The organism is Novosphingobium sp. ZN18A2 (genome assembly GCF_036784765.1).
In the GTDB taxonomy this organism is placed as follows: domain Bacteria; phylum Pseudomonadota; class Alphaproteobacteria; order Sphingomonadales; family Sphingomonadaceae; genus Novosphingobium.
Window position 1 is genome coordinate 2,690,503 of sequence record NZ_CP136651.1, and the last position, 13,982, is coordinate 2,704,484.

Annotated in this window: 11 protein-coding genes; all 11 read right to left on the reverse strand. The window is 66.6% G+C overall.

The window, feature by feature from the left end; all coding sequences use genetic code 11:
• Window positions 1-32: 32 nt before the first annotated feature.
• Window positions 33-539, reverse strand: coding sequence for a YbjN domain-containing protein (locus RXV95_RS12860; protein WP_338466434.1), 507 nt, complete (start codon window positions 537-539; stop codon window positions 33-35).
• Between the two features lie 157 nt (window positions 540-696).
• A complete protein-coding gene (locus tag RXV95_RS12865) occupies window positions 697-2,874 on the reverse strand; it encodes an SPOR domain-containing protein (protein WP_338466435.1) in 2,178 nt (725 codons plus the stop codon).
• A gap of 129 nt (window positions 2,875-3,003) precedes the next feature.
• The gene (gene ftsZ / locus RXV95_RS12870) at window positions 3,004-4,566 is read right to left on the reverse strand and encodes a cell division protein FtsZ (protein ID WP_338466436.1); all 1,563 of its coding nucleotides are present in this window, start codon (window positions 4,564-4,566) and stop codon (window positions 3,004-3,006) included.
• 158 nt (window positions 4,567-4,724) lie between these two features.
• Complete coding sequence (gene ftsA, locus RXV95_RS12875; protein ID WP_338466437.1) at window positions 4,725-6,008, reverse strand: cell division protein FtsA; 1,284 nt, start codon at window positions 6,006-6,008, stop codon at window positions 4,725-4,727.
• A gap of 5 nt (window positions 6,009-6,013) precedes the next feature.
• Window positions 6,014-6,943, reverse strand: a complete 930-nt coding sequence (locus tag RXV95_RS12880; RefSeq protein ID WP_338466438.1) for a cell division protein FtsQ/DivIB — start codon at window positions 6,941-6,943, stop codon at window positions 6,014-6,016.
• Window positions 6,943-7,899 carry a D-alanine--D-alanine ligase gene (locus RXV95_RS12885; RefSeq protein WP_338466439.1) on the reverse strand — a complete coding sequence of 319 codons (957 nt, stop codon included), beginning with the start codon at window positions 7,897-7,899 and terminating at the stop codon, window positions 6,943-6,945. Before RXV95_RS12885 ends, RXV95_RS12880 begins: the two co-directional genes overlap by 1 nt.
• Window positions 7,896-8,822: a UDP-N-acetylmuramate dehydrogenase gene (gene murB / locus RXV95_RS12890; protein WP_338466440.1), complete on the reverse strand. Its 927-nt coding sequence runs from the start codon at window positions 8,820-8,822 to the stop codon at window positions 7,896-7,898. Before murB ends, RXV95_RS12885 begins: the two co-directional genes overlap by 4 nt.
• Window positions 8,822-10,246, reverse strand: a complete 1,425-nt coding sequence (gene murC, locus RXV95_RS12895; RefSeq protein ID WP_338466441.1) for a UDP-N-acetylmuramate--L-alanine ligase — start codon at window positions 10,244-10,246, stop codon at window positions 8,822-8,824. Before murC ends, murB begins: the two co-directional genes overlap by 1 nt.
• Window positions 10,243-11,427 (reverse strand): undecaprenyldiphospho-muramoylpentapeptide beta-N-acetylglucosaminyltransferase, encoded by a 1,185-nt coding sequence (gene murG / locus RXV95_RS12900; protein WP_338466442.1) that lies wholly within the window; start codon window positions 11,425-11,427, stop codon window positions 10,243-10,245. The genes murC and murG overlap by 4 nt, the downstream gene beginning before the upstream one ends.
• Window positions 11,424-12,653, reverse strand: a complete 1,230-nt coding sequence (locus RXV95_RS12905; RefSeq protein WP_338466443.1) for a putative peptidoglycan glycosyltransferase FtsW — start codon at window positions 12,651-12,653, stop codon at window positions 11,424-11,426. Before RXV95_RS12905 ends, murG begins: the two co-directional genes overlap by 4 nt.
• Window positions 12,650-13,978, reverse strand: coding sequence for a UDP-N-acetylmuramoyl-L-alanine--D-glutamate ligase (gene murD, locus RXV95_RS12910; RefSeq protein ID WP_338466444.1), 1,329 nt, complete (start codon window positions 13,976-13,978; stop codon window positions 12,650-12,652). The genes RXV95_RS12905 and murD overlap by 4 nt, the downstream gene beginning before the upstream one ends.
• Window positions 13,979-13,982 lie beyond the last annotated feature (4 nt).

The following is a 13,982-nucleotide window of genomic DNA, read 5'->3' on the forward strand; positions in this document are numbered from 1 at the left end:
GAATCCGCACCGGGGCGGCGCCGGTCGCGCGGTCAGGCCTCGCCCGCCGCGTCCACCATCGCGCTTGCCAGCGCATCGGACGGCGACTTGTCCCCCCACAGCACGAACTGGAAGGCGGGATAGAACCTGTCGCATTCGTCCAGCGCCACTTCCACCGCCGTCTGCGCCTGGGTGAGCGACAGCAGCCCGTCGTCCCCCAGCATCATGCCGTGACGATAGAGCAGCACCGACCCGTTGGACCAGATATCGAAATGGCCCAGCCAGACCTGTTCGTTGATCAGGGCAAGCAATTCGAAAAACGTGGTTTTCTTGTCATTGGCGACGCGGATGTCGGGAAGGCACAGCAGTTGCAGCACGCGGTCTTCCGCGCGCCACACGCCGCGCATCTGGTATGTCGCCCAGCTTCCCTGGACTTCGCCCAGGATCTCGTCGTCCGAAACGTATTCGAACTCCCAACCGCGCGCTTCGAACAGCGCGGCCAGCATCTCTACCGGGGCCGCGTCGTCGCGTTCGCTTTCGTGTCGGCTGGCGCGCATCATGCCTCCCGTGGACAGGCGGGGAAAATCCCCGCCCTGCTCTGCCAGCGTGAATGCGCGATGCGCTCTTCCCGCTTCAACCGGTGGTGAACGGGGTGTTGAGTATAACTCGACAAGTCTGTGCAAACCTTGTGGACAAGGGGTGCACAGCGCGGTGCGATCACTTCGTGTCGATCTTGTCGATCACCTGTCCGGCGTCGCTGGTGAAGATGAACCCGTCGATCTTCTCCTTGGACAGGTCGTTCAGGAACGAGCGCGCCTTCTCCTCGCTGGGGAACGGCCCCGCCAGCAGGCGATAGACGCGATTCCACGGCGTGACATAGGCCGAACGCTTGCGGAAAAGCGCGGGCGCCTGCTTGGCGATCTTGCGCCATTCCTCGTCCATCCAGCCGCGATTTGCGCCGGTTGCCACCTGAACCCACACACGGCTGGGGTTGGCCTTTTCCAGTGCGCGCTTCTTGCGCGCCTCTGCCTCGGCCTTCGCCTTTTCGGCGCGTGCCGCCGCTTCGGCCTTTTCCTTTTCGGCCTTCGCGCGGGCTGCCGCGCGCCGCTCTTCCGGGCTGGGACCGCGCGGAGGCTCGAACTTGTTGAGGTTCACGGCCGCTTCGCGGCGCCGGGTTTCGGACCTGGGCGGCTGGAAACTGTCGAAAGCCGCGCTGAAATCGACCGGCTCTTCATTGGTCGGCCCGGCAGCCTGCGCGGGCGGCGCGGCGCGAGAGGCCGAAGGCTTGTCGATCATCGCAAGGTCGAAACCGGGCGAGGAGCCCGGCTGTCCGGCGGCCATGCGCTGCGGTTGGGATTGGGGCTGGGCCTGGGGCTGGGGCGCAGGCGTCGTTTGCCGAACCGGTGGCGGCGGAGGCGGTGGCGGTGGTGGCGGAGCTGGCGGCGGAGGTGCCGCCTGTTCGGCCCGCGCTTCACGCGACGATGCCTTGGCCGCGGCAAGCGGGTTCCACACGATGTTGTAATCCGGGCCGGGCGACGAACCGTGGCGCGGCTCCGAAGCGGTCGGGGTCGGGGTCGGGGTCGGCGCAGGCGCAGGTGCGGGCGTCGGCGCAGGTGTCGACGCCTGTGCCTGCCTGTATGCGGGTGACGGCGTGAGCTTCAGATCGGTGGTGAACGCCGAAGTGGCAGGCGGTGTGGCCGCGGGTGTGGGCGTTGGGGCAGGTGTCGGTGCAGGTGTCGGTGCAGGCGTTGGAGTTGGCGTAGGTGCTGGAACCGGCGTCGCCATCCGCATCGGATGGGGGTTGCTGACCGGCGGAAGTTCGCCCTGCGCCTGCGCCATGCGCGTGGGTTGTTGCTGCGGTGCCTGCGCCTGCGGTGCCTGCGAGGCCGTTACCGCCGCAAGACGCGCCGCGTCAGCCTGTCCGCCCTGGCCGGGACGGCGACGCTTTTCGCGGCTGACCTTGCGGCTCTCACGCGTGGAAGCTGCGGACGCCGTCGCGCCCATCGGTTGGCCCGACGGGATCAGCCCCGCGCCGGTCTGCGCGTTCATGCCCGGATGGGCGGACGCGTATTCGCGCACGGCCTGATCGTCGCGCCCGATATCCGCGGCGCGCGGGAACCGGCCGAAGTTCGCCGCCGCGGCCTGCTGCGCCCGCGTAAGGCGCGGCATATAGCGCAGATAGGGGGAAATCCCCTGCGCAAGATCGGTCGGCATCGTGGCCCTGGCGATGGACACGGCTTCATCGTCCTTGCCGCCGATCGCCATGATAAAGGTGCGAACGCGCCACGCCGCGCGGTCCTGTTTCTGGATCAGCGGCGCGATCATCTGCTCCGCGCCCTTCTGGTTCCCCGCTATCGCAAGGCTGAGCGCATAACGCTGGCGCACTTCGTCGTCCGAAGGATCGCGCGCCAATGCCACCTGGTACCAGCGCTGCGCGGTACCGTTGTCGCCGACCAGGTCATAGGCGAGGCCGCGATCCCCGGCAAAGGCGCGAACGTCGCCGCCCGCCCGTTCCGCATCGTCGAAATAGCCGATCGCTTCCACCGGCTTGTTGGCCCGAACAAGCGCGCTGGCGATCTGCGTCTTGATCTTGGCGTTGCCGGGCGAAACCTGGTCCGCGCGGCGGAAGAAGCCCAGCGCCGCGTCCACATCGCCCAGCCGCAGGGCCGCGCTTCCCGCGTCGATCAGCGCATCGACATCGCGCGGATTGCGCGAAACGCGCATCAACGCTTCGTTGAGTTCCGTACTGGTGGACTTTGCCGTGTTCTGGACGACCGGGCGCGAAACGACGGGCACACCATCGTCTTGCTGCGCGGCCAATGCGGCAGTGCTGGAACAGGCGAGAAGCAGGGCGCCGAAACGGACGCCGCGCCTGGCAAATGCAGGATGCGTCATGACGCCAACCCCAATAGCAATCCGATCCTTAAGCCGCGACAACGGCAGCCGCCGCGGCTGTGGACATCTCTGGCGAACCCGAAGGGCAAGCGGCCCTTCACGCGCGCGATCCCCGGCCTGCCGCCAACCTTACTGGTTGTTCTGGCGACCCAGGAATCGCGGAATGTTCAACGAACCGGCATCGTCGCCGTCTTCACCATCCTCGTCGTCCTCGTCGCGCGAACCCCCGCGCGAGAGGTTTGCCATCCGCTCGAACAGGGTGCTGCCGGCACCCGCGGCGCCTTGCGAGACGCGCGGCGCGGGCCGGTCTTCGCCCGTGCGGGCAACCCTTGGCGTTGCGACGGGCGACGGTTCCGGCGCTTCCTCGCCGCCGCCCAGCAGAAGCTCGCCCTCGTTCGGGGACGGCGGCTCCGCCGGTGCGCCGCTGCCGGCATTGCCTGCACCGATTCCGCCTGCACCTATTCCTCCCGCACCGCTTCCGTCGGCAGCACCGTCCTCGTTGCCCTCTTCAAGGTCCAGCGTCAGGTCCAGCGCGTCATCGTCGGCAGACGCCGTTTCAGGCTCGGCCGGCGCGGGCTCTGGCGCCGCCTGCGGTTCGGGCGCGGGCTCCGGCCGGGCGACAGGTTCGGGTGCGGGTTCGCTTGCAGGCGCCGCCGTTGGAAAAGCCGGGCCGCGTGCGCCGCTCGACAGGCTGAACGGACGCGAGGCCGCTTCGGCCTGTTCCGCGCTCTGTTCGATGCCGGTGGCGACCACCGACACGCGGATCTTGCCATCCAGATCGGGATTGAACGCCGAACCCCAGATGATGTTCGCGTCGGCATCGACGAGTTCGCGGATATGGTTCGCCGCTTCGTCGACTTCCAGCAGCTTCATGTCCTCGCCGCCGATGATCGAGATGATCACGCCCTTGGCGCCCTGCATCGACACGCCGTCGAGCAGCGGGTTGGCGATGGCACGTTCCGCCGCCTCAAGCGCGCGATTCTCGCCCTCGCCCTCGCCCGTGCCCATCATCGCCTTGCCCATCTCGCCCATCACGGAGCGCACGTCGGCAAAGTCGAGGTTGATGAGACCCGGCATGACCATCAGGTCGGTAATCGAACGAACGCCCTGCTGCAGGACTTCGTCGGCAAGCTGGAAGGCTTCCTTGAAGGTCGTTTCCGCCTTGGCGATCAGGAACAGGTTCTGGTTGGGGATGACGATCAGCGTATCGACGTGCTTCTGCAGCTCTTCGATGCCCTGCTCTGCCGCGCGCATCCGGCGCGTGCCTTCGAACAGGAAGGGCTTGGTAACAACGCCCACCGTCAGCACGCCCTTCTTGCGCGCCGCTTCCGCGATCACGGGCGCCGCGCCGGTGCCGGTGCCGCCGCCCATGCCGGCCGCGATGAAGCACATGTGCACGCCATCCAGCGCGCGTTCGATCTCTTCGATCGTTTCCTCTGCGGCGGCACGGCCCACTTCGGGTCGCGCGCCCGCACCCAGGCCCTGCGTGATATCGGGACCAAGCTGGATGCGCTGTTCGGCCACGGCGTTGTTCAGCGCCTGCGCGTCGGTGTTGACCACCACGAAATCGACACCCTCGATCTTCGCGTCGATCATGTTCGCGATCGCGTTGCCGCCTGCGCCGCCGACACCGATAACGGTGATGCGGGGCCGCAGTTCATCGATCGACGGCGGTCCGATATTGATGCTCATCACAGTCTCCCAGCCATCCCGGCCTTGGAACAAGAATTTGTGTTTTTGTGGCACAACTGAATCCGACTAGGCAAAGCCGAATTAACCTTTTCCACAGCCGCGAACCCGTATAGTCCGCAATTCTCCACCGGCATGGCACAATAGGCGCCACGCGGCCCTCAGAAATATTCCTTCACCGCGCCATATACCCGGCGCAACAGCTTCACCCCGGCATAGCGCATGGTGGGCGTGTAGCTGGGGCCGACCTTGCGAATATCCACCGGATCGGCAGCAGCATAGATCACAAGCCCCGCCAGCGTCGAATAGCTGGGCGTCGCATGCGTCGGCGGCAAGCCCACCATCGCGGGCGGCGCACCGGTCCGCACCGGGCGGCCCAGCGCGCCCTGCGCATAGTCGGCCAGACCCGGCAACTGCGCGCCGCCGCCGGTCAGCACCACCTGCTGCCCGCGCTGGCCGGCAAAGCCCATCGTCTTCAGCGCCTTGCCCACTTCCTCTGTAAAGCGGCCCAGCTGCTGGGTGATGACGGACACCAGTTCGGCGCGCGGAATGCGGTTCTTGTCGTCCGCGTGCCGCGCGACCGGCCCCGCGCCTTCGGGGTCGCCCGGCGCGTTAACGGGGATCATCTCGCGGTGGTCGGTCGGGCTGGCCATCGCGGAGCCGGCCATGCATTTCAGCCGCTCGGCCTGGTAACGGCGGATGCCGAACGCCGACGCGATGGCATCGGTGATATCGCCCGAACCGAACGGGATCACCTGCATGCCCAGCAGCATTCCAGAGGCATAGACGGAAACGGTCGTCACTTCCGCGCCGAATTCCACCAGCGCCACGCCCAGTTCGCGCTCTTCCGGCGTCAGGCAGGCGTGGCCCGCCGCGACGGGCGAGCCGACCACCGCCTCGACCTCAAGATGCGCGTTCTGCACGGCTTCGGTGATGTTGCGGATCGGCGCGCCGTCCGCCAGCATCACGTGGATATCCACCGCCAGCCGCTCTGCGTGAAGCCCCTGCGGATTGGGAACGCCGTGCGCGCCGTCCAGCGTATAGTGCGCGGGCTGGGCATGAAGCACCATGCGTCCGTCGGGCTCTATCACCTCGCGCCCGGCCACCAGCAGGTGTTCCACATCGTCCTGTTCGATGCGTCGCCCGCCGATATCGACTTCCACCCGCGCGGTCGTGCTGGCAAGACCCGCGCCCGAACAGCCGATCCACACGCGCGAAACGCCGGTGTTGGCCATCTTTTCCGCGCGTTCGATCACGTCGCGGACCGAATGCGTGGCCGCCTGCATATCGGTAACATAGCCGCGCTTGATCCCGTCGGCGGCGCGGTGGGCCGAGCCGAGCACGATCATGTCGCCGTTTTCGGCGATACCGGCAATCATCGCCGATACCCGGAACGAACCGATGTTGACGGCGGCGAACAGCTTGGAAATGCGGGGTGCGGCCATCGTGCCTATTCCTTCCCCGCAGCGGCCCTGGCGGCCGCCTCGCGCGCTTCCTCGGCTGCTAGGCCGGGAATGCGCATATACATCCTGTCGGGCGCGCGCATATCGAAATAGGCGACCTTGCCGCCCAGCAGTCGGTTCACGCCGTCCATCCGCGCGAAGCTGAGCAGTGCCGAGGCCGACTGCGCCTCTCCTTCGGGAAGGGCGAGCGTCTGGCCGGTCTTGAACGTCACGTTCCAGCGGCGGTTGCCGATCCATTCGGCGCTGGCCACTTGCGGCCGCAATGCGGGTGCGGCGTCAAGCAGGTGGTCAAGCGCGGCGACCTGCTGCCCCGCGCCCGGACCGGACAGCACCAGCATCCCCCTGGCATTCGCCTTGGTTACGGGTTCAAGCTCGTGCCCGGTATCGTCGATCAGCACCATCTTGTCGGCCTTTTTCAGCACCGCGTGGGGCACCCGTTCGACCACATCGACAACCAGCGTATCGGGCAACTGGCGCGCCACCCGTGCGTCTTTCACCCACGAAAGCTGGAGCAGGTCCTGCCGCAGCGCCTGCACATCGACGTTGGGCATCGCCTGATCACGCTGGCCCAGCACCTTTTCATAGATCTTGAGCTCGTTCATGCGGTTCACGCCGCGCACTTCCACGCGCTTTACCTTGAAGCCCGCATCGGCGGAAACGACGGCAAGCTGCTGCTGCGCCATCGCGGGCACGCCCGCATAGCTGGCGACGATCCACACCAGCGCGGCAGCCACGGCCAGGATGGCCGTCAGCACGATACGATGAAGCGTCTCCTCGCTCAGCGGCAGCCAGCGCATGAAAGTGTCGAGCGCGCTGCCGGTGCGCTTTTTCGCCGCCTGCACCTTGCGCTTCTTGCCGCGCGCCGCGGTTGCGCGCCGCACGCCCTTGCCGCCCCGTTTGATGGTTTGCGCCGCCATCAGCCGTTGTCCCCCTGCCCCTTCTTCGCATGATCCAGCGCGTCGGCAACGATCGCCTCCACCAGATCGCCGTAATCCATTCCCGTGTGCCGCGCCTGTTCGGGCACAAGGCTGAGCGGCGTCATCCCCGGCTGGGTATTGACCTCAAGCAGGAACAGCCCCTCCACGCCCTGCGTATCGTCCCAGCGGAAGTCGGCACGGCTGGTGCCGCGACAGCCCAGCAGGCGATGCGCACGCAGGGCGATGTCCTTGCACGCCTCGGTAATCGCGTCGGGGATGTCGGCCGGACAGATATGGTCGGTCATCCCGTCGGTATATTTCGCGTCGAAATCGTAGAAGCCGGACTTGGGCCGCAGTTCGGTGACCATCAGCGCCTTGTCGCCGATCACCGCCGTCGTCAGTTCGCGCCCGCGGATATAGGGTTCGGCCAGAAGCGTATCGAATTCCTGCCACGGCCCGCGCGCATCGGGGCTGATCGGATTGCCGAAGTTGCTGTCATCGGTAACGATCGCCACGCCGACCGACGATCCTTCGTTCACCGGCTTCAGCACGTATGGCCGCGCCAGCGGGTCTTTCTCGTATAGGTCCTTCGTCGCCACGATCCGCCCGCCGGGCATCGGGATGCCGTGCGGGACAAGAGCCTGCTTGGTCAGTTCCTTGTCGATCGCGATGACGGACGTGGCAAGGCCGGAATGGGTATAGGTCAGCCCCATCAGGTCCATCATGCCCTGCACGGTGCCGTCCTCTCCCGGCGAGCCGTGGAGCGCGTTGAACACCACATCGGGCTTCGCGTCCGCCAGCTTCTGCGCAACGTCGCGGCCCATGTCGATGCGCGTGACCGTGTGGCCGCGCTCTTCCAGCGCCTTTGCTACGCCCTCGCCGCTCATCAGCGAGACGGGCCGTTCGTTCGACCAGCCGCCCATCAGGACCGCGATATGAAGCTTGGGGAGGGTCACGCCTTGCCTGCTCGTTCTTCTGTGTGCGCTCCGGCAAAAATGCCTACGCGTTGAATTTCCCATTCGAGTTCGACACCCGAGTTTTCCTTCACCCTGCGCCGCACTTCCTCGCCCAGCGCTTCGATGTCGGCACTGGTGGCCGTGCCGGTGTTGATGAGGAAATTGGTGTGCTTTTCGCTCACCTGTGCCCCGCCCACGGCAAGGCCGCGGCACCCGGCGGCATCGACCAGTTGCCACGCCTTGTGCCCATCGGGGTTCTTGAAGGTGCTGCCCCCGGTCTTCGAGCGCAGCGGCTGCGAAGCCTCGCGGCTGGCGGATATGCGATCCATCTCCGCCTGGATGTCCGCCGGTTCGCCGGGGCGGCCACGAAAGCGCGCGGAAACGACAATCGCGCCTTCGGGCAAGTCCGAATGGCGATAGGTATAGTGAAGGTCCGCCACCGGCAGCGTCATCAGCGAACCGTCGCGCAGCACCACGTCGCAATCGACCATGATGTCTTTCACTTCGCCGCCGTATGCGCCGCCGTTCATCCGGCAGAAGCCTCCCACGGTGCCGGGGATGGAGCGCAGGAATTCCAGCCCCGCGATGCCGTTGTCGCGCGCGGTGGACGATACCAGGATACCGCTCGCCCCGCCGCCGCAATCGAGCGTGGTTTCGTCAACGCGCGCCACTTTGGCGAATGCCTTGCCCAGCCGCACCACGACGCCGGGAACGCCGCCATCGCGCACGATCATGTTCGATCCCAGCCCCAGCGCCATGACCGGAACCGCCGGATCGAGCGCGGCAAGGAATCCGCGCAGGTCGTCCACATCCTTCGGTTCGAACAGCCACTCCGCCGTGCCGCCCGACTTGAACCAGACGAGCGGCGCCAGCGGCGCGTGCGCCGTCAGCTTGCCCGCAACCCGTGGAGGCGCATCGGCCATCACGCCGCCACCTGCTTCGCCTTGACGGCATCGGCCAACCCTGCGGCCCACTTGGTGATATCGCCCGCGCCAAGGCAGACGACCATATCGCCCGCACGGATCGTGGCGGCCAGTTCGGCGGCAAGCGCATCGGCGCTGTCCACGGTCGCGGCGGCGCGGTGGCCGCGATCCTTCAAGCCCTTTACCAGCGCGGCGGCGTCCGCCCCTTCGATCGGCTGTTCGCCCGCCGCATAGACCGGGGTTACATAAACGACGTCGGCATCGTTGAACGCGGTCTGGAACTCGTCCATCAGGTTGTGAAGCCGCGAATAGCGGTGCGGCTGGACCACTGCGATCACGCGATCCTTCACCCCTTCGCGCGCTGCGGACAGCACGGCGCGGATTTCCACCGGGTGATGGCCATAGTCATCGATGATCGCGACCGTGCCGCCATTCACCGGCACATCCCCGACCCTGGTGAAGCGGCGCTTTACGCCGCCGAACTTGTCAAAGCCGCACTGGATCACCTTGTCGTCGCAGCCCATCTCGGCCGCGACGGCCACGGCGGCCAGCGCGTTCTGCACGTTGTGGCGGCCGGGCATCGGCAGTTCTATCCCGTCGATCCGGCGGGAAGAGCCATCACGCTGGCGCAGCACCACGTCGAAGCGGTTGCCGCCGGGAACCGGCGTCACGTTCTCGCCGCGCACGTCGGCCTGCGCGGAAAAGCCGTATGTCACCACGCGGCGGTCGCGAACCTTGGGAATCACGCCCTGCACTTCGGGGTGGTCGATGCACAGCATCGCCGCGCCATAGAAGGGCACGTTCTCTATGAATTCGACGAAGGCTTCCTTCACCCTGTCGAACGAACCGTAATGGTCAAGGTGTTCGGGATCGATATTGGTGACGACCGCGATCGTCCCGTCGAGCCGCAGGAAGCTGCCGTCGCTTTCGTCCGCTTCGACCACCATCCAGTCGGAATCGCCCAGCCGCGCGTTGGACCCGTACTGGTTGATGATCCCGCCGTTGATCACGGTGGGGTCCACCCCGCCCGCGTCCAGCAGAGCGGCGATCATGCTGGTCGTCGTGGTCTTGCCGTGGGTGCCCGCCACCGCAACGGTGTTTTTCAGCCGCATCAGTTCGGCCAGCATTTCCGCCCGGCGCACCACCGGGATGCGGTTTTCCAGCGCGGCCACCACTTCGGGATTGCCGCGTTTTACCGCGGTGGAGGTGACGACAACCGCTACCCCTTCGACGTTTTCCGCCTTGTGGCCGATCTTCACGTCGATCCCGCGCGCACGAAGCCCTTCGACGACATAGCCTTCCGCTATGTCCGATCCCTGCACCGAATAGCCCATGTTGTGCATCACTTCCGCGATGCCCGACATGCCGATGCCGCCGATGCCCACGAAGTGAATCGTGCCGATGTCCGTGCCTACACCCTTCAACGGTCCGCCCCTTCCAGCGCGAGCGCCTCTTGCCCGTTGGTGGCGGGCGCCTTTGTCGAAGGCCGGATAACGTCCATCAGCGGCGCGCCTCCGAAGCTTTCGACCAGATCCGCCAGGTCGTGCACCGCGTTCGGCAAACCACAGTTCCACGCCGCATGGGCGGCGTTTGCCAGCGTCTGCGGATGCATCGCCATCGCCTGGATCTGCTTGGCAAGATCCTTTGGCGTGAAGCCCGACTGCCGGATCGCGCGCGCGCCGCCTGCGGCCACGATCTCACGCGTGTTGGCGGCCTGGTGATCGTCGGTCGCGATGGGCAGCGGAACAAGGATCGCAGGGCGGCCAACAGCGGTCAGTTCCGCAATCGTAGAGGCGCCCGCCCGCCCGATGAACAGATGCGCTTCGGCCAGACGTTCGGCCATATCCTCGAAATAGCTGCCCAGTTCCGCCGGGATCTGGTGCGCGGCATAGCGGTCGCGCACCGCGTCAAGGTCTTCCGCGCGGCACTGCTGGGTCACCTGCAGCCGGTGGCGCAGCGACGGGGGAAGCATGGCAAGCGCATCGGGCACGACTTCGGACAGCACCGAAGCGCCCTGGCTGCCGCCCGTCACCAGCACGCGGAACAGCGAATCCCCGGTAAACGCCGGGAACGGTTCCTTGCGCAGTTCCAGCACTTCGGGCCGCACCGGGTTGCCGACAAGGTGGACCTTGCCCCACAGCCTGGGGTCGAGCCGGTCGACTTCGCGATAGGACGTGGCGATGGCGTCCACGCGCTTCGCAAGAAAGCGGTTCACGCGCCCCAGTACGGCGTTCTGTTCGTGGATCACGGTGGGGATCTTCGCCGAACGCGCCGCCAGCAGCGCGGGAAGCGCCGGATAGCCGCCGAAGCCGACGACGCAGGTCGGCTCGAAACTTTCGAACAGGCGCAGCGCCATCTTGCGCCCCTGCCAGATCGAATGGCCCGCGCGCATCACGCCGACCGGCCCGCCGCCGAGGCGGCCCGCGGGAAGGACGTGCGCGGTCAGGCTTTTCGGCTTGCCCGGAATCTTCGCCCCGCGATCGTCTGTTACCAGCGCAACGTGATGACCCCGCCGCTCAAGCTCTTGCGCCAGCGCGAAGGCCGGGATCAGGTGCCCGCCGGTCCCGCCTGCCGCAAGTACGAAATGCCGTGATACGCCGCTCATCTCTTCACCATGTCCATGATCGGGAAGCTCTCGCGCGGCAGATAGGGGTTGCGGCGGGTAATCGCGAGAAGGAATCCCACACCCGTCAGAAGCGCGATGGTTGACGATCCGCCATAGCTGATCAGCGGCAGGGTCATCCCCTTCGAAGGGAACAGCTGCAGGTTGACCAGGATGTTGATGAAGGCCTGCCCCACCAGTTGCACGGTCAGCCCGCCCGCGGCCAGCACGGTGAACAGGTCGTCCTCGTCCACCAGGCGCATCAGCACGCGCACCGCGATCGCGGTATAGAGGATCACCACGACCATGCAGGCGATAAGCCCGAATTCCTCTCCAATAACGGAAAAGATGTAATCGGTGTGCGCTTCGGGCAGCGCCATCTTGCGCGTACCCAGCCAAAGTCCGGTGCCGTTCCACCCGCCAGCCATCAGCGTGCGCATGGCAAGGTCCACCTGATCGAATTCGCTGCCGCCCGACATGAAGCTGTCGATACGGTGCGTGGCGTTGGGATAGAACAGATAGGCGAGCACCAGCACGACCGCGACACTGGCGATCGCGCCGGCCACGCGCACCGCTGAAAGGCCCGAAAGCAGCGCCAGCGCGAACCAAATGCCGCAGAACAGCATCGTTGCGCCAAGGTTTGGCTGAAGCATCAGCAGCATGCTGATAAGGCCGACGAACGCCACCGAAAGCCCGATGACGGGCAGGTTGGGGTCGCGCACCCGCCACGACAGTATCCATGCGCAGGTCACCGCGAAGGCGGGCTTCAGGAACTCGGACGGTTGCAGGCTGAACCCGATCCACAACCAGCGTTTGGCGCCCTTCACTTCCATGCCCACCAGCGGAACAAGGAACAGGCCGATAACCATCGCCGCGCACAGCAGGATCGCCAGCCGCCGCACGGTTTCCCTGGGCAACCACGAAACGACCAGCATGGCCGAAAGCCCCACCGCCAGCCAGCGCAGGTGCGCCCAGAAGAAATAGAGATCGGGAAGCTGCACGTGCGAGGTGGAAAGCCGGTGTGCGCTGGCAGGGGAGCCGGCGGCGACGGCGATCACGCCCACGCAGACCAGCGACAGCACCAGGCCCAGCAGCACGCGGTCTATCTCGCGCCACCAGATCAGCAGTTCGCTGCGGCGGCTGCGGCGATAGCGTCCGTTGCGGCCCACCACGCGCACGCCGCCGTCGCGGGTGGTGGTGGTGACAAGGCGTGTCGGCGTGGTGTTCATGCCGCGCTCTCCTCGTCCGCCTCGATCAGCGCTTCCACCACCTGGCGGAACGCATCGCCGCGCGCCTCGAAATCGCGGAACTGGTCGAAACTGGCGCAGGCGGGCGAAAGCATGATCACATCGCCGGGCCGCGCGGCATCCATCGCCTGCCGCACCGCGTCGCACAGCAGTTCGCTGCGCGTCACGGGCATCACGGGCTGGAGAAGCTGCGCGAAGCGGTGGCCAGCCTCGCCAATGGTATAGGCGGCCACGACATTGCCGAAATGCGGCGCGCATTCATCAAGGTCGTCGCCCTTGGGCAATCCGCCAAGAATCCAGTGGATGCGCGGATAGGCGGCCAGTGCGGGTGCCGTGGAGGCCGGGTTGGTCGCCTTGCTGTCGTTCACGAACAGCACGCCGCGATGTTCCGCCACCCGCTCCATGCGGTGCGGCAGTCCCTTGAACGTGGCAAGCGCGGGGCGCCACTGGCTTTCCGTCAGCCCCAGCAGCCGCGCGATCTCTACCGCGATGGCCGCGTTCTGGAGGTTGTGCGGGCCTTGCAGCGAAGGCCAGTCCGGCTGGCCGTGAAGCGCCGACGGATCGACCACGTGAACATGGCCATCAAGCCGTGCGGCCTCCGTCTCCCCGGCGATGCGCAGCGTTTCCGCGTCGCCGCAGCCGAACACCGCGTGCTGGTCTGCCCGCTGCATCTGGAACAGCCGCGCCTTCGACGCGACATAGCCGGGAAACCCGTCATAGCGGTCAAGGTGATCGGGACTGATGTTGATCAGCGCCGCGATATCCGCCTGCAGGCCATAGGTAAGGTCTATCTGGTAACTGGACAGTTCCAGCACATAGACGCCGCCGGCGGGCAGCGGGTCCTGCCCCAGGACGGGAAGCCCGATGTTGCCGCCCATGCGCACCGGCCGCGCGGCGCTGCGGCAGATATGGTCGACAAGCGCCGTCGTGGTCGATTTGCCGTTGGTGCCGGTGATCGCCACCACCTTGTGCGGCGGCAGGGACGCGCGCGCCTGCGCGAACAATTCGATATCGCCGATCACCGGAACGCCCGCGGCGGCGGCGTGTCCCGCGATCGGATGCCGGTTGAGCGGCACACCCGGCGAGACCACCACCCCGTCAAAGCCCGCAAGGTCTATCGAAAGCGGGTCCGCCAGATCGGCCAGCGGGTTGTCCAGCGCCGCCACCGCCTCGCGCGCTTCCTCGCGATTGTCCCACGCGGTCACGCGGGCGCCGCTGGCCAGCAACGTCCTGACGCTGGTCAGCCCCGACCGCGCAAGGCCCAGCACCGCGTAACGCTTTCCGGAAAAGGCGGGAGAGACGATCACGCCC